Origin of the sequence: Congregibacter litoralis KT71 (assembly GCF_000153125.2) — a bacterium.
GTDB classification, from domain to species: Bacteria; Pseudomonadota; Gammaproteobacteria; order Pseudomonadales; family Halieaceae; genus Congregibacter; species Congregibacter litoralis.
Genome location: NZ_CM002299.1, coordinates 3,024,401 through 3,043,607 on the forward strand (window position 1 = coordinate 3,024,401; position 19,207 = coordinate 3,043,607).

Annotated in this window: 15 protein-coding genes; 2 read left to right on the plus strand and 13 right to left on the minus strand. The window is 59.0% G+C overall.

The window, feature by feature from the left end; all coding sequences use genetic code 11:
* The first annotated feature begins 155 nt into the window (after positions 1-155).
* Positions 156-2,660, plus strand: a complete 2,505-nt coding sequence (locus KT71_RS13755; RefSeq protein WP_023660072.1) for a DUF305 domain-containing protein — start codon at positions 156-158, stop codon at positions 2,658-2,660.
* 126 nt (positions 2,661-2,786) lie between these two features.
* Here the strand turns inward: KT71_RS13755 and KT71_RS13760 are convergent, their stop codons facing one another.
* Together KT71_RS13760 and KT71_RS13765 are read right to left on the minus strand one after the other, a co-directional pair.
* Positions 2,787-3,839: a glutathione S-transferase family protein gene (locus KT71_RS13760; RefSeq protein ID WP_008294765.1), complete on the minus strand. Its 1,053-nt coding sequence runs from the start codon at positions 3,837-3,839 to the stop codon at positions 2,787-2,789.
* A 15-nt stretch (positions 3,840-3,854) separates the two neighbouring features.
* A complete protein-coding gene (locus KT71_RS13765; RefSeq protein WP_152025241.1) occupies positions 3,855-4,055 on the minus strand; it encodes a hypothetical protein in 201 nt (66 codons plus the stop codon).
* On the opposite strand from KT71_RS13765, the gene KT71_RS13770 reads away from it, so the two are divergent.
* Positions 4,027-6,180, plus strand: a complete 2,154-nt coding sequence (locus KT71_RS13770) for a penicillin acylase family protein (protein WP_008294764.1) — start codon at positions 4,027-4,029, stop codon at positions 6,178-6,180. The genes KT71_RS13765 and KT71_RS13770 overlap by 29 nt on opposite strands.
* Here the strand turns inward: KT71_RS13770 and KT71_RS13775 are convergent.
* The 11 genes from KT71_RS13775 to KT71_RS13825 form a co-directional block, all read right to left on the minus strand.
* Complete coding sequence (locus tag KT71_RS13775) at positions 6,147-7,142, minus strand: MBL fold metallo-hydrolase (protein WP_008294763.1); 996 nt, start codon at positions 7,140-7,142, stop codon at positions 6,147-6,149. The genes KT71_RS13770 and KT71_RS13775 overlap by 34 nt on opposite strands.
* 60 nt (positions 7,143-7,202) lie before the next feature.
* On the minus strand, positions 7,203-7,946 hold the full coding sequence (locus KT71_RS13780; RefSeq protein WP_202962353.1) for a DUF599 domain-containing protein: 744 nt from the start codon (positions 7,944-7,946) through the stop codon (positions 7,203-7,205).
* A gap of 226 nt (positions 7,947-8,172) precedes the next feature.
* A complete protein-coding gene (locus KT71_RS20535) occupies positions 8,173-9,336 on the minus strand; it encodes a hypothetical protein (RefSeq protein ID WP_152025242.1) in 1,164 nt (387 codons plus the stop codon).
* A 58-nt stretch (positions 9,337-9,394) separates the two neighbouring features.
* Entirely contained in the window at positions 9,395-10,636 is a 1,242-nt protein-coding gene (locus KT71_RS13790) for a c-type cytochrome (RefSeq protein WP_202962354.1), read from the minus strand.
* A complete protein-coding gene (locus tag KT71_RS13795) occupies positions 10,633-10,968 on the minus strand; it encodes a high-potential iron-sulfur protein (RefSeq protein ID WP_023660074.1) in 336 nt (111 codons plus the stop codon). The genes KT71_RS13790 and KT71_RS13795 overlap by 4 nt, the downstream gene beginning before the upstream one ends.
* Before the next feature lie 19 nt (positions 10,969-10,987).
* Positions 10,988-11,851 (minus strand): HpcH/HpaI aldolase family protein, encoded by an 864-nt coding sequence (locus KT71_RS13800; RefSeq protein WP_008294757.1) that lies wholly within the window; start codon positions 11,849-11,851, stop codon positions 10,988-10,990.
* 48 nt (positions 11,852-11,899) lie between these two features.
* On the minus strand, positions 11,900-12,997 hold the full coding sequence (locus KT71_RS13805; RefSeq protein ID WP_023660075.1) for a hypothetical protein: 1,098 nt from the start codon (positions 12,995-12,997) through the stop codon (positions 11,900-11,902).
* Between the two features lie 45 nt (positions 12,998-13,042).
* The gene (locus KT71_RS19780) at positions 13,043-14,506 is read right to left on the minus strand and encodes a hypothetical protein (RefSeq protein ID WP_023660076.1); all 1,464 of its coding nucleotides are present in this window, start codon (positions 14,504-14,506) and stop codon (positions 13,043-13,045) included.
* Positions 14,507-15,841: a DUF1552 domain-containing protein gene (locus KT71_RS13815; RefSeq protein ID WP_023660077.1), complete on the minus strand. Its 1,335-nt coding sequence runs from the start codon at positions 15,839-15,841 to the stop codon at positions 14,507-14,509.
* Positions 15,842-15,871: 30 nt separating this feature from the next.
* Positions 15,872-17,617 carry a DUF1592 domain-containing protein gene (locus KT71_RS13820; protein WP_023660078.1) on the minus strand — a complete coding sequence of 582 codons (1,746 nt, stop codon included), beginning with the start codon at positions 17,615-17,617 and terminating at the stop codon, positions 15,872-15,874.
* Between the two features lie 46 nt (positions 17,618-17,663).
* Positions 17,664-18,869, minus strand: a complete 1,206-nt coding sequence (locus tag KT71_RS13825; protein WP_023659875.1) for an ISL3 family transposase — start codon at positions 18,867-18,869, stop codon at positions 17,664-17,666.
* Between the last annotated feature and the right edge of the window lie 338 nt (positions 18,870-19,207).

Genomic DNA, 19,207 nt, shown 5'->3' on the forward strand with positions numbered 1-19,207 from the left:
CCTGTACGGTGCTTTGCGGTGAACTGCAGGGTTTGAACGATCAGTGGCTGCAGGCAGCACCGGGGGCAGTAAATTACGTCGGAGCATTCACCCGGCGCCTGCACCGCCCTATACTCGGTAGCCGTTTGAATCTACTTGTTGGAGAACATGCGCTGATGAATAAAAATGACCGAAGCCCGTTGACGGCGTCCTGCGCCCTGGCGCTGGTGATGAGCGCCCTTGGCCTGGGCCTTTCTGCACAGAGCAACGCCCAGGTGACCATCGTTAAACCCGGCGCCCCCGGCGAGGCAACGCAGACCCTGAGCGCGGAAGAGGCGGTTGCCATCGCAGAGTCTTCCTACTCACCGGCTGATGTCACCTTTATGCAGGACATGATTCCCCACCACCATCAGGCGACACAAATGGCGGAGCTGGTCAAAGATCGCACCAATAATCCTGCCCTGGTGGATCTCGCTGATCGCATCAACGGCACCCAGGCGGACGAGATTGCCTTTATGCAGGGCTGGCTGACCGAGCGTGGTGAGGAGGTTCCCAAGCCGTCGAATCATCAGGCCATGCACATGCATCACGACATGGCAGGTATGGCCAGCCCCGAGCAAATGGCGGCGCTCGCCGAGGCTGAGGGCAGGGATTTTGATCGACTGTTCCTGACCCTGATGATCCGCCACCACGACGGCGCTATCACTATGGTCGAGGACCTCATGGATCAACCGGGCTCCGCCTATGACCCGGTGCTTTACGAATTTACCAATGACATCAGCAACGATCAGGCGGTGGAAATCGAACGCATGAACGGCATGCTCGTCGCCTTGTCCGAGGATCCCCGCTCCGGTTTGGCCCCCGGCGTATTTGACGCGGAGCAGGCCATCTCGAACATGGAGCTGGTAGCGAGCCTGCGTAAACCGGCGGGATTCTTTGATCCCGCCAACCCCGCAGAGCGCGGCGCGCGCGCCCTCGACGAAGAGGACCCCGTGGCAGATGAGCGCGATGAGGGCCCGGCGGACGAGGACGAACGGGAGACCACCATTGAGGATGATGCAGGGAATCTCCGTCATCCCATGCTGAGCTTTGCCAACACCGACATGGCTTTTCGCGATGACGTCCTCGTGGCCGGTAACTACCACGGATTCAACGTCTACAAGCTCCGGGACAATGGCAGCCCGGATCTTATGGCCTCCGTTGTCTGTCCCGGCGGTCAGGGTGATGTATCGATTGTAGGTGACCTGCTTTTCATGTCAGCGCAGGAAAACCGCGGGCGCCTGGATTGCGGGCTTGAGGGCGTTACGGAAGATGTCAGCGAGGACCGCTTCCGCGGTTTGCGCATCTTCGATATTTCTGAACTCCGTCGGCCCCGACAGGTGGGCGCAGTGCAAACCTGCCGCGGCTCCCACACCCACTCCGTGGTGGCGGGTCCCGATGAGGACGGCATCATCACTGTTTACAACTCTGGAACCTCGTCGGTGCGCGAAGAAGAAGAGCTGGAAGGGTGTATCGGTGAAGTCCCGGGCGATGAGCGCACCGCCCTCTTTCGCATTGACGTCATTGAGGTCCCCGTCGACAACCCCGCAGCAGCGAAGATCGTCGACAGCCCCCGGGTATTCGCCGATCCCGAGAGCGGCGTTGCGGCGGGTCTGTGGCGCGGCGGCGATCACGGTGAAGGCACCCAGGACACCTCCCGCACGGATCAGTGCCACGACATAACCGTTTTCCCCGAAGGGAACATCGCGGCGGGCGCCTGCTCGGGCAATGGCATCATCTTTGACATCACCGACCCCGCAAAGCCCACGCGTATTGACGTTGTCACGGACAAGGGCTTTGCTTACTGGCATTCAGCGACTTTCAATAACGATGGCACCAAGGTGCTGTTCACCGATGAGTGGGGCGGTGGCTCCCGGGCACGTTGCCGGGCCTGGGACCCTCTCACCTGGGGTGCTGATGCTATCTATGACATCGTCGACGGCAAGCTGGAGTTCGGCAGCTATTTCAAGATGCCCGCGCCGCAGCTGGAATCAGAAAACTGCGTGGCCCACAACGGCTCCATCATCCCCGTTCCCGGTCGCGACATTTTCGTACAGGCCTGGTATCAGGGCGGTATCTCTCTCATCGATTTTACGGATTCAAAAAACCCGGTAGAGATCGGCTATTTTGACCGGGGCCCGTACTTTGAAGATGAAATCATTACCGGTGGCTTCTGGTCCGTTTACTGGTACGACGGCTTCATCTACGGCACGGAGATTGTGCGGGGTTTGGATGTGTTTGATCTGGTGCCCAGCGAGCACCTGAGTGAGCACGAAATTGCCGCCGCAAAGCTTGCAGATCAGGGAGCGCTGTTTAATCCCCAGCAGCAGTATCGCGTCAGCTGGCCCGCCGCGCCGGCGGTCGCCCTGGCCTATCTGGACCAGCTGGACCGTGACCAGGGTCTGAGTGCTGATATGCAGAAAACCCTGCGCGATGTCCTTGATAAAGCGGATGATGTGCTTGCCACCGGCGACGCCGATGGCGACCTGGCCCGGGACTTGCGCAAAATGGCAAAGGAGCTGGCCTCTGCCCGCGTGCCCGATACTCATGCCGGACGCTTGAACGGTCTCGCAGGCACCCTTGACGGCATTGCAGACCGCCTCGCAAGCAAGCGCCTGGCATCTGTGCCCGGCGATTCCTAGGCACTGAATGCGGAAGGGGCTCGAGTAGACAGAGCAGTCAGTTGAATCGAGCCGACGTTGTTTTCGATCGCTACGCCACCGGCGAGGATGGCGTGGCGTTGTCGCTCCCCGCTAACAGCACAGACATCATACCGACGAGCGATGGTCTTTGAGCATCGCCTCAACACCGGTGCCTTCGAGAATACGATCGACCCGCGTCGCATCTTTGGCCTCGAGATTGTCATAAAGCGTCTTCGTCCAGCGTAGGCACTTTGCCTGATAGGGGAAGGTCCGCTGCTCCCAGAGGGCACCATCAATCTCACAGCTCCACTGTTTATCGCCCCGAAGGAGCGCCTGCGCATTGGCAAGCTGAGCCGGCGCATAGACCCGGCCGATTTCGCTCAGCAGTTCCCGAAGGCTGGATGGCTGATCCTCCAGGGCAAGCCAGTCGTCCTCGGACGCCTCCAGGCCGCTCAGATCATAGTTGCGGTCCACCCAAGCAACGGTGCGCGGAGATATTTCATGGGTGATAGCCCGCGGCGTAGGATCGAAGCCCACCAGTTGTGAAAGCTGTCCGTGGAGGGCAAAGTCCCCCGCCGCCGGCCGGTTCCCCAAAATAAAAGCCTGGCGCGCCAGGTGTTGCTCCATCGCTTCGAGAAAGCGTCGATAACTCTTATCAATAACCGGCGCCGTGATGTCATTGGATCCCACGACAAACAAACGGCCGATCTGTCGCTCGGTGAAAAATGCTTTGGCCCTTGAAAGATCGTCCTCGGCAAGAGCGGTATTGCGCAGCAGGGGCAGAAGTGTTCCCGCTTTGTCAGCATCCGGCGCATAGTGCCACCGGTAGTGAAACATGTACTTGGTGCACCACTCGTCAGCGAAGTCCTCAATGAGATAATCCAGAAAAGCCAGCGCGGGATCGACGGGCAGCACGGAACGATCGCCTCGGAACTCCTCGAGACTCCGAATGATGGGCGTGGAGTCACAAACCGCCGAGAGACCGTCATCCGTCTGAGTAATAAATGTTGGTAGAAGCGCAGGCTTCGGCGGCGCTATGCCCAAAGCCTCGCAGACCTGCTCCGGCTCAGCCCAGGACACGGTGTAGGGAATGCGCCGATAACGCAGGAGGGCAAGCATTTTCTGCGTGTAAGGGGATGCGGTCGCACCGATGAGTTGTACGGGGTCTGTAAAGATCACAACAAGCTCCCTGGATCAGGATTTGGAATTATGGGCCTCGGCATGGATCGCCTCTGCCTTCGCCGTGGTTTTTGCGATCCACGCGTCGATGATGGTGCCGGATCCTGAGCGAAGTAGGCAAGGCGCAGGAGAAAATACCGAAGCTTCGGGGTAGGATGCGGGGCTCAGCAATAAGCCGGAAGACACCATGCGATTTTCCCGTGCCATAGCCGCCATTTTACTGCTCCTGGCCCTGGCAGCCATTGCAAACATCCTGATCACGGCACCCCCGACGGTCGACACAGGGCCTCTGCTGACCCTAGGTGAGAAGTATGACGTCAGAATTATCCGCGACGAGTTCGGCGTGCCGCACATCTACGGCAACCGCGATGCAGATACGGCCTTCGGCCTAGGCTACGCCCAGGCGGAGGATGACTTCGCTACCTTGCAGGATGTGGTGCTTGCCACACGCGGACAACTCGCCGCCGTGCGGGGACCCGACGCTGCGAAGACCGATTACCTCATTCGCCTTATGGGTGTCTGGGAGGCCCTGGATTCAGGCTACGAGACCGTACTCAGTGAGCAGGCCCGCGCGGTGGCGGAGGCCTATGCCGACGGCATCAACCTGTATGCAGCTCAACATCCTGAGGAGGTAGAGGATTTTGTATTGCCCATCCGCGGCAAGGATCTGATCGCGGGTTTTACCTTTAAGCTCCCGCTGTTCTATGGTTTTGATGAGACGCTGACCGCCCTGTTCGATGGCAATGATCGTGAACTGGCACTCCAGGGTAAGGACGCCCTGACCTTTGTGAATCGCGGACGCCCGGCACTGGGGAGCCAGGGCGTTGCCATCGCACCGCAGAAATCCCGTGATGGAAAGACGCGACTTCTCATCAACTCCCATCAACCCCTGACGGGCCCCGTTGCCTGGTATGAGGCGCGTCTTCATTCCGAAGAGGGCTGGAATATGGCGGGCGCGACCTTCCCGGGGTCGCCGGTAATACTCCATGGTCATAATCGCTACCTCGGCTGGTCCAGCACCGTGAACAAACCGGATCTTGTGGATGTGTATCAGCTGACACTAAACCCCGAGAATGAGGATGAATACCTCCTTGATGGGGAATGGGTGGCGCTGGAGAAGCGCTCAGCGGACATTCTCGTGCGCCTCTTTGGTCCCTTTCGATGGACTTTCAGCGAGCCTCTCTACGCATCCCGTCACGGGCCGGTATTGAAGCTCGATCATGGCACCTTCGCCATCCGCTGGTCCGGCATGGGCGAGATCAGAACCCTTGATCAGTATCTTGCCCTCAACAAAGCCACATCCATGGCCGAGTTTGAAGCGGCCCTTGCCATCGGCAGCCAGCCCTCCATCAATCAGGTCTACGCGGATCGTGAGGGCAATATCGCGCACTACTACAACGCCATGTTGCCAAAGCGTCAGGAAGGATGGGACTGGACAAAAGACCTGCCCGGCGATGACTCAAGCCTCATCTGGACAAACTATCTCCCTTTCAGCGCCGTACCGGCGACGCGCAATCCGCCCAGTGGCTTTGTCTTTAACGCTAATAACAGCCCCTATCTGTCCAGTATCGGGCCCGGACAACCACAGCCCGAGGATTTTTCCGACACCATGGGTATTGAGACCGGTGTCACCAATCGCGCCCTGCGGCTCCGGCGACTTCTTCAGGAAACGGAAACCCTCAGTCGCGAGGACTTTTATCGCATCAAGTACGACGTTTTTTACGATGAGGATCTGGAAGCGATTCAGCAATTGCGCCGCTTTATTGCCAATGGAAAGGACGCCCTGCCACCGTCACTGCATGCTGCAATGGATCTCCTGGCCTCCTGGGACTTGGGCACCCAGGCCGACAACCCGGCGGCTGCCCTGGGGGTTCTGACCCTGACGACCCTCATTGATAGTCGGCAACGGCGCGACGATGTCGAGCTTGGCGAGGAACTCGCCGAGGCCCGGGACTATCTCCAAAGCCATTTTGGACGCATCGATCCCCCCTATGGTGAGGTGGTGCGCCACGTGCGAGGGGATCAATCCTGGCCGCTGGATGGCGGGCCGGATACGCTCCGCGCGGTGTACACCGAAAAAGACCCGGAGACCGGCATCTTGCGCAACGTCGCTGGAGACAGCTACATCATGTTTGTCGAGTGGGATCAGAAAGGTCAGGTGAGTTCCCGCGCTATTCACAATTTTGGATCGGCAACGCTGGATGCGTCCTCACCGCATTATGGGGACCAGGCGCCGCTCTTTGTGAAGCATCAGGACAAACCCGTGCGTCTTACCCTGGACGAGCTGCTTCCCCACGCCAGCAGAGACTATCGTCCCGGCGTAGCGCCCTCCAGTGACTGATGCCCCGGGTGCACGGCGATCAAGTCCCCCGCCGGATCGTAGGTGTCGACCAGGGACTTGATCCAGGCCAGACTCTCGGCTGATCGGGGCCCATCCACCGAGTAGCTGCCGGGCTCTACGCCATTCTCCCAACCCCAGCGCGTATGAGTAAGATCCCCCATGATTAACTGCGCGCCCCTCGTCGTCCGGGCGAGATACACAGTGAGCCCCGCCGTATGGCCGGGCGCGTGGAAGGCAAACAGGCTGCCATCACCAAAAACATCAACCACCTTGCCGTCATTAAAGGTCCATTCCTGTAGACGGTCTACCTTGGCCAAAAGACGGTCCGTGGTGCCCCGCGTCGCTGCATGGGTCGCTGCGGCGTACTGCGCATCCCCCGGGCCCAGATACACCGGAGTTCCCTCGGGCAAATCGTCAAAACCCATAACATGGTCAAGATGGATATGCGTGAGGAAAACCCCCGCGATAGCCTGCTCATCATGGGCAGCCAATATCTCGCGATTAGAACGCTTAAGTTTCAAGGCATCCATATTCATCACTTTTGACACCAGCCAACTGATATCGGCGTTTTCGTCGCCCCGAAAGCTCTCTGACACGCCGGCATCAACGAGAAACATTCCCTCCGTGGGGTGGGTCAGCACATAGGTATAGATGCTGATGTCCTCCTCCCGATCTTCTATCCCGGCGGCTCTTGCCTTGGGATGATCGAGATTCAAAAGCCCGGACAAGGGCACAGACCAGGTAGCTGACTCAAGCTTCTCAAAGCGAATAGGCCCCGGCGCCGCGATGTTCTCAAACGCGGCCTCGACACTGACGCTCTCACCGCGGTCAGCGACATCGGTGGGTACATCCGTTGCAGAGCAGGCGGCCAGCGCGAGGACGGCGCATAGCGTCATCAGCCCTCGCCCGAGATTGCCGGTGCCAATAATGTCCTCAAAAGAACCTTGTCGCTCATCCATCATGATGGAACTCCTTTATGCCCCGCCGCGCAGATAACACCCGGCGTATAGCGACTCGGCACGTTAACTCTCGTCATCGGAACCCGGAAGCGGGACCAGAGACTGCCGGATGGCTTCTACGGTGTTCGACACCACCTCGCGCCGGTATAGAACAAGCACCGTGATGGTGGTCGCAAGAAGAAAGGGCACCGTGCCAAACAGCCAGCACATCACCGACAGCCCAAAGTAATAGGCGCGGAGGCCGGAGTTGTTGTCATGGCCCGCGGAGTCCATCAACTTGGCAAAATTACAGGCGAAGGCATCGGTCTGTTCAGCGCTGATGTTTTCGTCAGCATCCGGTGCGCCACCCATGACCACGGCGGCAAAGCCGTACTGGCGCAGGCTCCAGGTCACTTTAAAGAAAGCGTAGATCAGAATAACCAGAAGAAGCGCCAGCTTTGCCTCCACCTGACCGGTGCTCTGATGTTCGGCAAAGGGAATGTGGGAACTGAGCTCCGCAATCTGATCACTGGTGGTGAGTGCCGTCAGCACACCCGCCATGAGCAGCAGGGTCGCCGAGGAGAAAAACCCCACCACACGCTCCTGGCTGGCGAGGAGAGACGCATCCGTCATGCGCATCTCCCGCGTGAGCAAGCGCCGGGCCCAGGCCTCACGGTGATCCCGAAGAGAGCGCGACAAGGAGGCTCCCTTTTCACGCTTGGCGCGATACTTGGCGTAGCGCGCATAGCCCGCCCACATGAGCAGGAAATACCCGAGGGCTGCGATTTCTGGAATATCAAAGGGGTTTTGCATAAAACTCTCTGACAATAAATTTTCCGGACTTGAAAGCTATGGCAACACCGGCCTCACCGGCAGTCGCCGCAGAAGCCTATGCTGCTTTTGCATACCAGGGAAACAAGGCACTTTACTAGTTTACGTGAAAGCGCCAATGGCAGCCCTGCCGAGAGTACACACTATCTAAAAATTCATGAGAAAGCGTGTAGCTAGAGAAAACCTTTGATTGACAAGCCAACGGCGGTGGCAGAGATACTGCTCAGCCTACCCGGCGTCTGAGAAGAATAAGCAAACCCATGGCCAGAAGAACAATCGGCGCCGGTGCTGGCACTGGGGTAGCCTGATTGAAAGGCTCATCAAATACTTGCTCGAAGGGTAAGCCACCATTACCCCCGCCGTTAATCCCACCGTCGCCACCGGTCCCCCCGGGACCGTCGCTGCCCGAGCCTCCCCCATTGCTATCACCGTTGCCGCCGTCGTTCACCCGGGTAAAAGATCCGCCGCCGTTACCTCTGATCTGCTCGTCAAAGGCGAGGACTCTGAATGGCGATGCTTGCCCCTCGAAGGGCGAATCGGGCAGCCCCTCAAGCAAGTCCGTAGCACTCAGCACGCAGGGGCTGACCATCAAGCCTCCGACGCAGGGATCAAAGTTCGCAGGCTGGGGCTTGCCCCTGCGAAACTTGCGCTGGGAGCCTGAGTCCAGCGGTTGATCTACTAGCGGCAAGGATGAATCAAAGTTCGCGGGAAGCAGATCATCAAAAATCGATGACGCATCCTCCAAAGGGCTTCCCTGGCTTAGATTTGTAGGACCACCCCCTACGCCACCGCCGGCACGAAAACCACCTGGAGTCGCCCTACCCTGACGGGAACGTCGACCTTGAGCCCTCGAAGAGCCCCCTTGAGAAAAACCTCGAGAACCCGGAAGACCTCCAAGTCTCGCGTGAGCGCTATCTTCCCCAAACATGTTGGAATCCGGCTCATTGAATAATCTGGGTAGATCAGACGGCAATGCCGAATCCAGGTCCTTCTCGTCCAGGGACCTCAAGAGCTCTGATGCCTCAGACGGCGATGAACCCGAGGGCGCTTCGCTTCCGCCGCGCACCGAAACCAGGGACTGCGCGCGCTGCTTTATGGGCTTATCGGCTAATTGCTTCAATAAGCGAACGGACGCATTTTTTGAATGGAGACGGCTGCTCACCGTCGCATCACCGAAAGCGGTTACCGCGTAGGCGAGTATGAGCAGGAGTGCCAGAGCGGCACCCAAGCCCGATATCACCATCTTTGTTTGACGCCGTCGCGTCCCGTGGCCCAACACCGCTCGCTCCCGAAAAACAATCAGGGAGGAGTGTGCCAGTGCTACGCGGCGGCACCAGCGCCAGGCAGTTTTAGTGTGCCCCGCATCACGAAGGCGCGCGGTTTTCACAAAAAACTGTGAACGCGATCACTCGGGTGTTAAGACAACTCCCCAGAGATGCCCCTGCTTAACGCTGCCTGGCGACCTGTTCTGGCGACACGGCGCCTGCTTTATGTCCCCAGGCGCTGCGGATATAGCTGAGTAACGCCGCGGCCTGCTCATCGCTGAGCTTGTTGGCGTAGGACTCCATACGCTTCCATCCCCGGGACTTCCACTCCTCCGAGGGTGCCGTGTGAGGAAGCTGTGCACCGTAGAGCGTGATGTTAATAAGGGTTGAGGGGTCCACATCGAGCACCACAGGACTCCACAGCACCGGGGGTCCGGTCTCCGGCGATCCCTCGCCCGTGGGCAGGTGACAGGTGCCACAATGAATGTCGTACTGTACCGATCCGGCCCTTAGCACGTCTTCACTTGCGGGTTTACCTGCGGGCTGGGAATTTGCGGGCAGACTTTGCAGGTAGGTCGTCATGGCGCTGACATCCTCAGCAGACATGCGCGAGGTGCTATTAACCACGACGTTGTTCATGGGACCAAAAACCCCCGAACGTTGACTGAAGCCCAGCTTCAGATAATCGGCAATGTCATCGTGGGACCACTTACCCAGACCATTGTCCGCGGATGTCAGGTTGGGAGCAGACCAGGCCGAAAGCTTGCCCTCCACGCGCTCCATGTACACGCCTCCGGTCATGAGAAGATCGCCATCGAGGCCACCGGCGGCATTACGTGGCGAATGGCACATGCTGCAATGACCCAGCCCTTCCACCAGATAAGCGCCGCGATTCCATTCTTCAGACCGCGCGGGGTCGGCTTCAAAACGCCCTTCGTCAAAGAATGCCGACTTCCAGACCTTCAGACCCCAGCGTTGGTTGTAGGGGAAACCCAGATCATTCTCCGGCGGCTTGTAAGACACCGGATCCAGGGTCTGGAGATAGGCATAGATCGCGGCGATATCCTCGTCACTGACCTTGGTAAACGCCGTGTAGGGAAACACCGGATAGAGATGACTGCCGTCCGGACGCTCGCCCTGGCGCATGGCCACGGTGAATTCCTCGAGGGTCCACCCGCCGATACCTGTTTCCGTATCCGGCGTGATGTTCGTGGAATAGATCGTGCCGTAGGGCGTTTCAAAATCCAGCCCCCCCGCCATCGACGGTCCATTCTCCTTTGTGTGACAGCTCACGCAGTTGCCTACGGCGGCAAGGTATTCACCCTTCGCCAGTAGCTCAGCCCCGGGCAACTCCTCCATCGCGGTCCCTGGATGTGCTGCGCCAAAGCCGGCGAGCATCACCATCACAGTCAGAGCTCTCAAGAGGCGGCACTCCAGGAATCGCAATGCCCAGCGGGATTCACCGCGTTGCCATCGAAGATACTGCAGCTTCCGCAGGCGCCCTGCGCCCCACTGTAGAAGGCGCAGCCCGCGCAGGTTTTTGTGCTGTCCGAGGATTGTTCGGTGTAGCGCAGGGTCTTGCGTACACTCTCCTGAGCCGAAGTCATCTTGCCGGGATCAGCACACACGAGCGCTGCATCCTGACCGGCGTCACCGCCTGCATCACAGGCACTCAAACCCGCAAGCACACTTCCCGCAAGGGGCAGTTGCAGACCGCGTAGCAATACCGTGCGGCGTGAAAATCGTCTGTCCATTACTAACTCCTACTGATGACTATCGACCCGCGGCAAGCCTGCCCCGTCGGATGGCTTCCTGAGATTCCGGACCGTAGGCCAATAAACCCAGGAAACCCTGCTCGACCCGCTGCGCCACGGACTCGGGACTCACCGTGGTCAGGTTCGGCTTGCCAACGCGTTTGCTCTCGGCCAGCACCTGCTGGTTGATTTTTTCTGCCGCCTCCCGGTCCCCATCAAGGGCACTGGTGAGGCTGCCGATGCCACAGACCAGCGCACTGAAGCCCGGCAGATCGGCGATTTCTTCGAGCTCGGCAAACACCTCGGGATCCTCAACGATGAGCATGGCGACGATGTCACCCTCAGGATTGTCCGGAGACCATACATTCGCGCCCTCAAAAAAAGACACCGCGGCCCGCGCCTCGTCGGCACTCATGATGTGAGGAATAACGACGCCATTTGCACCCATGGCCAGCAGTTCTTTCACCCGGGATCGGGCCGCCGCCTCGCCATCAACAGCAATGGGCGGAATACGCACCAGCAGAGGCAGTTGCTGCGCATCCCCTGCGCCTTTGCGGATACCCTCGGCAACGTTTTGCGCAGCCTCGGCCTCGTACTGTTGCTCGAGGCTCAAAAAAGCAAAGTCCAGCAGCGGATTTGCCGCAAGGTCCAGACCGGTCTGCACGGTGTAGCTGGGCCCCGCATGGGCACTTTCATCATCACCGTTACCACCGCGGGACTGAGTCACGTACTCACCGAAGGCCGGCTCACCCATGGCCCATAAATCGATGAGGGCCCGCCCCGATGACCCCGTCTGCTCCGCGGCCTGCGCGCTTTGAAGCCCCGGCGCGCATAACAGCGACGCAGCCACCGTTGTTACCGCAAACAGCTGTCGGATACCCATAGTCTGATTCCTGATTTTATAAATGCTTGTTGCCGTCCCGCAGTGAAACTAGCGCTGCGCTGTGTTGAGCTGCATCGCCTCATCATCGGGATGCACGATGAAGACCTGGTGCATCTCCACATCCACCGCCGACGAGATAGCCGTATTCTCACCGCTTTGGGGATCGGGATGCCCGTCGGCCAGACGCTTCATTGCTCGGTAAAGCGACGCAGCAGAAAGCTGCCCATAGCTCTGGTGATGAGTGGTCCAATTGCGATTCAGCCGGTGATTGTATTGCTCAACATCCACATACCCCGCGAGAAGGCCCTTGGCGGTATCCGGCGTTAACGTCAATTGAAGCTGAAAGTCTTTAAAAATGTGGAAGCCACCCCCGATACCCGGGAACGACCAGGGAAACTTGGTTTCCTCCGCAGCCTCGGTGGTCAGCACGCCATCGACGATCCTGCCCTGCACTTCGCCCCGAAAACTATCACCCCAGCGACCGTCTACACGCTGGGTGCCCCCGGCGACAAAACCTTTGCCCGAGGCATCGGTCACAAGGTCATCGAGACCGCGATAAAAATTGACCGTGACACTGTCGTCATTGCTCAGGTCATCCACGCCCGTAATCTCAATCATCCAGCGGTTGTAGGCATTGCCGTACATAAAGAGGTTCGAGAAGTGGTAGAACGCACCGTCGGGGCCCCGGTAAATGGCAACACAGGCAAGGGCGCGATTCAGCTGATTATCAACGCCTTCAACACCGGCGGGACTGATGAAGTCTTCCTCGGTCGCCTTGCTATCCAGGTTCAGGCCATAGGCGTTCGGACCCACGGCGTCGTAAAAGGGAAAAGGCTCTTCGGATGTTTCGAGATGGAAACGCCGCCCCTCGCGCACCAGGCGGGTCTCGGCCTCCGTGAGCAAGGCACCGTCCTCCTGGGGAAACAACTCGGCGAACTGCTCCCGGGGTCCGATGTTAAAACCCTGGGGACATTCGGTCTTCGCATCTTCCGTCTGATACAGGGACCAGTGACGCTCCGTCAGCACGTAGCCAATGCGGCCTCCACTGACGCTCTGGGCCTGGACGCCCGTCGCTGCGACGAACATCCCTGCACTCAGGGTCAAGGTAATGCCAGCTGCCCTCATGCGTACAGATAACCGTGACATAGCTGTCTCTCCCGGGCGATCCGGCGCCCTGTTTTGCGGTGCTGATTAGCGACGAAATGCATTCTCACCAAAGTCGTCGCGCAGTACGAAAACCTTGTAACCGTTTCGACTGCCTGTGAACTCCCCAATGCCGTCGCCGTTAGTCACGCCGGGCTCTTTATCACCGACATAGGTATAGACGGGCCGCTTTCGGTACGCCCAGACATGTAACACCTCGGCATCAGCAAGCGATGGCCCGGCGTAGCGCCCGCTGTTTGCATCAATGGCAATGACGCTCCAAAGGCTACTGTCACTGACGGCGTCGGGCTCCGCCCGCACGTAGGGGAAGGTCTCGCGGCAGAGCTCCGGGTCACCGTCACCACAAATCGCCAGGCGATATTCCTGGGCGGCATCCGGGTGGTCACAGGCAATCTGGGCTACGGAGTCATCCCGGCAATTGTAAAGATAGATGGAGCGCCCCCGGCTATCCGCGAGCACCTGACCACCGAACTCCACATCCTGCACCGTGAATTCCGGAGGAGGTGTCACCGCGCGCTGGGTGTACACATTGTGCCACCGGGGATTTTGCCAGTCAGGTACATCACTCCCCTGAAAGCTCCGCGTGCCCTTGTCATTGTTATAGGTGTACAGCGGCTTGCCTCGAAACGCCCACTGATTAAAACCCGAGGCCTGCTTGACGACGGTCCACTCGCCACGATCCATGGCAATACCCGGGGCGGGTACCGGGGTCCAGTTTTTCAGACATTCCTCATCGCAATTGGATTTATTGGGCTCATCACCATCCCAGGTGTACACCGAGAACTCATCTTTGTTTACCAATAGTCTGCCCGTAGTGCTGGGTATGACTTTAAACCCGGCGGGAACATCGGGCGGTGGTCCTACGGGCACCCGTACAACGCCGCCATCATTTCGAGAGCGGATCCTGGAGCCTCCGAATACGTCGCCAGGGGCCGCATCCAGGTTTGATCGGTAAAGCGGAAAACCGTCATAGGACCATTGCCGATCGCCGTTGGGGCGTTCCGTAATAGTCCACTTATCGATCTCCTGCGCATCCTCGTCTGCAAGGAGAGGCGGCCACACCGTGGAGCACGCAAGCTGCTGCCCTTCCGGGAGGAGCAAATCCGGCGGATAGGGACTCATCAAACCCGCAGACACGAGGCTGACCTCATCACTGCAGTTGGAGGGTCCGTCTTTTCGGTCACCCGTAGATCCGTTCCTCAACGCGCTCAGAGGCCATTTATAGAGGGTGCGTCCCTGCTCGTCGGCGTACACGGGGCCTTCAAGCGCCGTCACTACCACCTGGATACCGGGCGGTGTCGGCTCTTCGATGTAGGCCTCGCTTTCCTGGCTTGTGGCCGGTTGCCAATACTTCCCGCCGACGGCAGAGTCGGTTTGCCACCCCGGGAGGGGCTGGGCCGAAATCTGACCGGCAAAGCCCGCAATCAAAATCAAGGAGGTCGCGTTTATCCGCGCTATGACGCTTTTACTTGCCCCGACAAATTGCTTCACTCAGGCCACCACCTCAGCAATGGGCACAGAGGTCTTGTTACTCAAGGTTCCCCAGGACGGCGTGTCGATATCCAGGAGCCGCAGCGCGGTGTAGCCAACCTGGGCAACGGACCCGCCCTGCAAATCCACATGAATGCCGCTCTTGGCTTTTCCACCGGCGCGCCCCGCCAGAAATACCGGCATGCCATCGATGGCATGCGTGCGCGCGTAGCCCACATCCGTGGTGCCCAGAATCAGAACGTTATCCAGCAGGGTTCCGTCGCCTTCGGGGATCTCTTTAAAGGCCGCCACAAAATCAGACCAGGACTCCATCGCACGACGGGTAAACCAGGACGCGTGATGCTGATAACCCAGGGCAGTGTCTACGGGTTCTTCATGGGTGCAGGTGTGATGCGGTTTGGGGTATCCGGGCTTAATAATCGAAGAGAACGCCGCGGAGTAGGTCATGTTGAACACCCGGGTCTGATCGCAGGCAATCGCCATGACCATCAGCTCTGTCATCATTTTATGGCGCAGCTTCACCGCGTCGGCGGACTTGTCCATGAGGGGATTGACGGGGGCTTCCCCCGGCGCGATGCAGGAGGCGATGGGCTCGGGCTTGGTCAGGCGATGATCGAACTGGGTTTCCAACTGACGCAAGCCCGTAAAGTACTGATCGAGGCGTGCACGATCCGCGGCGCCTACGGTTTTCATCATCGCGCGGGACTGATCCATCACACTGGAGAGCACGCTGCGGCGCGCCATGAGCCGCGGATCCAGATTGAACTCCTCGGCATTGGGATCCTGAAACTCCGGACCGAACAGGCGCTTGTAAAACTGCAGGGGCGACCACTCCGGTGCATTGGGTGTCGCGCCGTTCAAATAGCTGTAGGTGTCCCGGGCATCAGCCGTTGCCGTAGCGGTGAGGGAGCTGAATCGTGTGGCCCGGCCGATCTGCTTGGCGACGGTCACATCGATGGTTTCCGCAGGAACTATGTCTACCTCGGGCGCCACGCCGGTTCTGGAGACCACCCAGCCCGTAAAGTGATTGCGGTTGGGCGAGGCATCGGGAAACGCCGAACCGTTGGTAAACAGATTAACGTCGTCGCGCACGGGCTCCCAGGACGCAATCTCCTCCGGCAGGTCGTAATTGGCGCCGGTCTTTTTGGGAACAAAAATGTCCGAGGTCCCGCCGAGACCGTAGCCCCAGGTGCCAAAACGTACGGGCATGGGACGCCCCGAAGCCAGCGCGGTGCCGCTACCATTGAGAAACACCTCGAGAAAGGGAAGCGCAACGGACACGCCAACGCCGTTCATCATGCCCTTGAGCACCCGACGTCTACTCCACTTACTCATAACAACTCTCCTGCGGTTCGAGAACCTCGATTAATTTGAACTTGCTGTGGCGGCCTCGCCATCATCCGCGCCGGCAATACTTTCTGCACTTTCTGCACTTTCTACACTTTCTGCACTTTCTACTCTTGGGTCATTTTGCACGCGCGAAAATGCATTACTCAGCGCGACGGTTCGCAACAGATCCCGCAGCCGATAACCCTGCTGGGCAAATTCTTCGTTGAAGTAATCCATCACCGCGCGCGCTTCCAACTCGGGTGGGCCACCGGTGCCGTAGCTGTAGACGCGCTGCACCAGACAACGCGGCAATTCAGGGTTCTCCCGGAGCGCCTGCCCCAGTCCGATGGCGCCATCAAACTCGAATCCGTCGAGACCGCCACTGGCATCGATGGTGGCGCCGTTTTCCGTCAGGCGAAACCCGCCCGCACCGTCAAACTGCTCCAGGGACAGGCCAATAGGGTCGGTGATGCGGTGGCAACCGGCGCAGGAAGGTGTTTCGAGGTGAGCCGCCACACGTTCCCGCTGGGTGGGGTAATGGGAATTGGGGTTGGACACCACGGAAAAATCGATTCCCGGCGGAGGCTCAGGTACTGTCTGACACAAAAAGAGTTCGCGCAGGGCCTGGCCACGCAAGGTAACGGAGCTGCGGCCGGGATGGGCGTGAAGAGACAGAAAGCTGACCTGGGTGAGCAAACCGCCGCGAGGACTGTCCTCGGGAAACGTGTGAGGCGCCCAGCCTGGCTGCGCGGGCACGCCGTAGATAATCCCAAGGGCCGGCGACATAAAGGAGGATCGCGTCGTGAACAGATCGCGATAGTCATCTTCCTTTACCAACAGATGATCGATGACAGTTCGCAGGGTCTGCTCCCGCGCATCTTCGGCGGTGACACCGGTGAATTCAGGATAGATGGTGGAATCCTTGGCGAGGGTTTTCACCTCTTCGAAGGCAAACATATCGTCAAAGAATGCCCGCATGCCTCCCGTCAGACGGGGGCTGGCCAGCATGCGCTCCACGGCCCGCTCGATGCCCCCCTCGGATTGCAACTCTCCGCTCTCCGCTGCCGTCAGTAACTCGTCGTCAGGACCTGCGTTCCAGAGGAAGAAACTCAACCTCGATGCGAGAGAATAAGCATCGAGTCGCAGCTGCCCCGGGTTGTCCGGATCGGGCTCCACCTGCTCCACCACAAAGAGACCCTCGGGGCTGATCAGCAGGCCCTCCAGCGCGATCTCAAGGCCTGCATAAAAGTCTTCTAACTCGTTGGCGGCGTTCCCCGCGAGTTCTACGTAGAGATCGGTCTCCTCCTCGGTCAGGGCTCGACGGAACAGCAGGCGACCCACACGGCTGAGAAACGCTCGCGCGCACAGATCGTCGGCCTCATCGCTAGCTGCGGGCTGGCAAGGTACGAGGTAGTTGCGATGGGTCGCGTCCACAACCTGCGTGGCGACGCTGGAAGCGACACCCTGGATACCCTGAAGCTGGGCGCTACTGACCCCGGCAATAGAGGCGCTGTTGGCGAGGAGGCCTTCGGTGCGCGCCACCGGCGCAAACTCCACCTGCAAATCAATGCCCGGCCCAAAGATGTAGCCCAGGGAGTTCTGGTACTGCTCGGCGGTCATAAGACTGGTGATAGCCCGGGTACCGGGGCTCTCGGGCTCCGCCACCTCTTCGGCACAGGCGGCCAGCAGACACAGCAGGGCACTACCTAATGCCAGGGAACGACCAATAACAGTGAGCCGCTGCCCCGGGGGGAGCATCGCGGCCTTACGCAGAGAATCCATCTTGCGGGCTTCCTGTTCGCTTATTTTTATCAGGCTTTTTTTTGGTTCATCGCGCCTTTCCGGGAAAAGCGGATTTAATCTTGAGGAAGAAGTAATCGCTATCACGATATCCGTAGGCCATTCGTTTGATGACCTTGATGCGGTTATTCACACCTTCCAGCACGCTCGTGTTTAGCGGGTAAACAGCACTGGCAATAATGCCCTCGGCATACGGTTTCAGGTTCTTTGCAAAGCGCCTGAGCGGCTCAATCCCACTTGCCAGAGCCTGGTTGTACCAATGCGTCCAACGCCACCGAGCGGCTCTTTCGTTCTTGGCATACCAAAGCTGCTTTAGCTGGCTCTTCATCAAATATGTGATCATCAAGGGTCGGTTAATCGCCAGGAGCTCGTTGAGATCCGCCGCCTGCCGTTCATCTAGATTCTCCGGGTTGCGCAGTAGTAGCCATCTAGATTGCTTCACCGCTCGACGAGCCGGCTTGTCCTGCCGTAACGCATTCGCCTGATCGACTCGCACACGATCAATGACTTCACGGCCGAACTTGGCCATCACGTGGAAGAGGTCGTAGACCACGCGCGCCTGCGGACAGTGCGCCTGCACTTCTAGATCCATGGCGGTATTTTGGTCCATCGCAACGGCTTCGATGTGCTGGCAATGCTCACCCAGCCAGACAAAGAAGGGCCTGACCGCTTCGCGAGAATGGCCTTCGCCGACCCACAGTACTTGCCGCCGTTCGGCGTCCATCACAACACTGGCGTAACGATGCCCCTTGAATAACGCGAACTCGTCCATCACCAGATAACGCACACGGCTCAGGTCTGGGGCCGTCAACTCGCGTCCCAGTCGTGCTTTATCAATCGCCTTAAGCGTATGCCAATGCAGACCTGTGAGCTCGGTGACATGCTTGATCGGCAGCAGTCGTAGCAGCACCTCCGCGTGAAGACGCATGCGCTCCGTCATGCGAGCACGGGGCGCTAACCAGGAAAGCCGTTCGCGGCCCACACCACAGCGCCGGCAGCGCACGCGCCTGACAGGCACATCTAACCATACGCGATAGTCGAACAGATCGCGGTCTCTCACCCGTCGATACTGCGTATCGTGAACCTTTGGACACAAGGCCCCGCACTGCGCGCACGCCGGAGCTTGCGCTGGATCGGGAGCGAGATGGATAACACAAGTGCTGGAGCCCAGAGTCTTCGAGGAGATAGGAACAAACCCTTCCCAGGCGAGGCCAGGAAACGTAGCATCAAGCATGGCGGCGGTCCTTCGGTCGGCTGTTTGGTTGCACTTACAACCTAAACCGATTGGCTGTCCGCCTCTACTACTTGCTATATCCCGCTAATACGCGATGAACCTTTTTTTTGCCGGAACCTTCGCCAGTAAAACTCGCCGACGGCAGGCGTCCGACTTGCCTGTGTTTATAACGTGTCCACATAATACTACGCAACTCACCCTGGCACATCCCGCGCCGGCCCATACCCTCGGCCACTCACGCCCGCAACGTTAAAGATCTCACGCTATTTTCACCCCGGAAGTTGGTTACACTTTGCGACGCATTAAACCCCTATCAACAGTACGCAGACAGGAACCTA

Coding starts and splice junctions, on each gene's coding strand:
- KT71_RS13755 (WP_023660072.1), top strand. CDS start 156: ATGAATAAAAATGACCGAAGCCCGTTGACGGCGTCCTGCGCCCTGGCG.
- KT71_RS13770 (WP_008294764.1), top strand. CDS start 4,027: ATGCGATTTTCCCGTGCCATAGCCGCCATTTTACTGCTCCTGGCCCTG.
- KT71_RS13765 (WP_152025241.1), bottom strand. CDS start 4,055: ATGGCGGCTATGGCACGGGAAAATCGCATGGTGTCTTCCGGCTTATTG.
- KT71_RS13775 (WP_008294763.1), bottom strand. CDS start 7,142: ATGATGGATGAGCGACAAGGTTCTTTTGAGGACATTATTGGCACCGGC.
- KT71_RS13795 (WP_023660074.1), bottom strand. CDS start 10,968: ATGGACAGACGATTTTCACGCCGCACGGTATTGCTACGCGGTCTGCAA.
- KT71_RS13800 (WP_008294757.1), bottom strand. CDS start 11,851: ATGGGTATCCGACAGCTGTTTGCGGTAACAACGGTGGCTGCGTCGCTG.
- KT71_RS13805 (WP_023660075.1), bottom strand. CDS start 12,997: ATGTCACGGTTATCTGTACGCATGAGGGCAGCTGGCATTACCTTGACC.
- KT71_RS13815 (WP_023660077.1), bottom strand. CDS start 15,841: ATGAGTAAGTGGAGTAGACGTCGGGTGCTCAAGGGCATGATGAACGGC.
- KT71_RS13820 (WP_023660078.1), bottom strand. CDS start 17,617: ATGGATTCTCTGCGTAAGGCCGCGATGCTCCCCCCGGGGCAGCGGCTC.
- KT71_RS13825 (WP_023659875.1), bottom strand. CDS start 18,869: ATGCTTGATGCTACGTTTCCTGGCCTCGCCTGGGAAGGGTTTGTTCCT.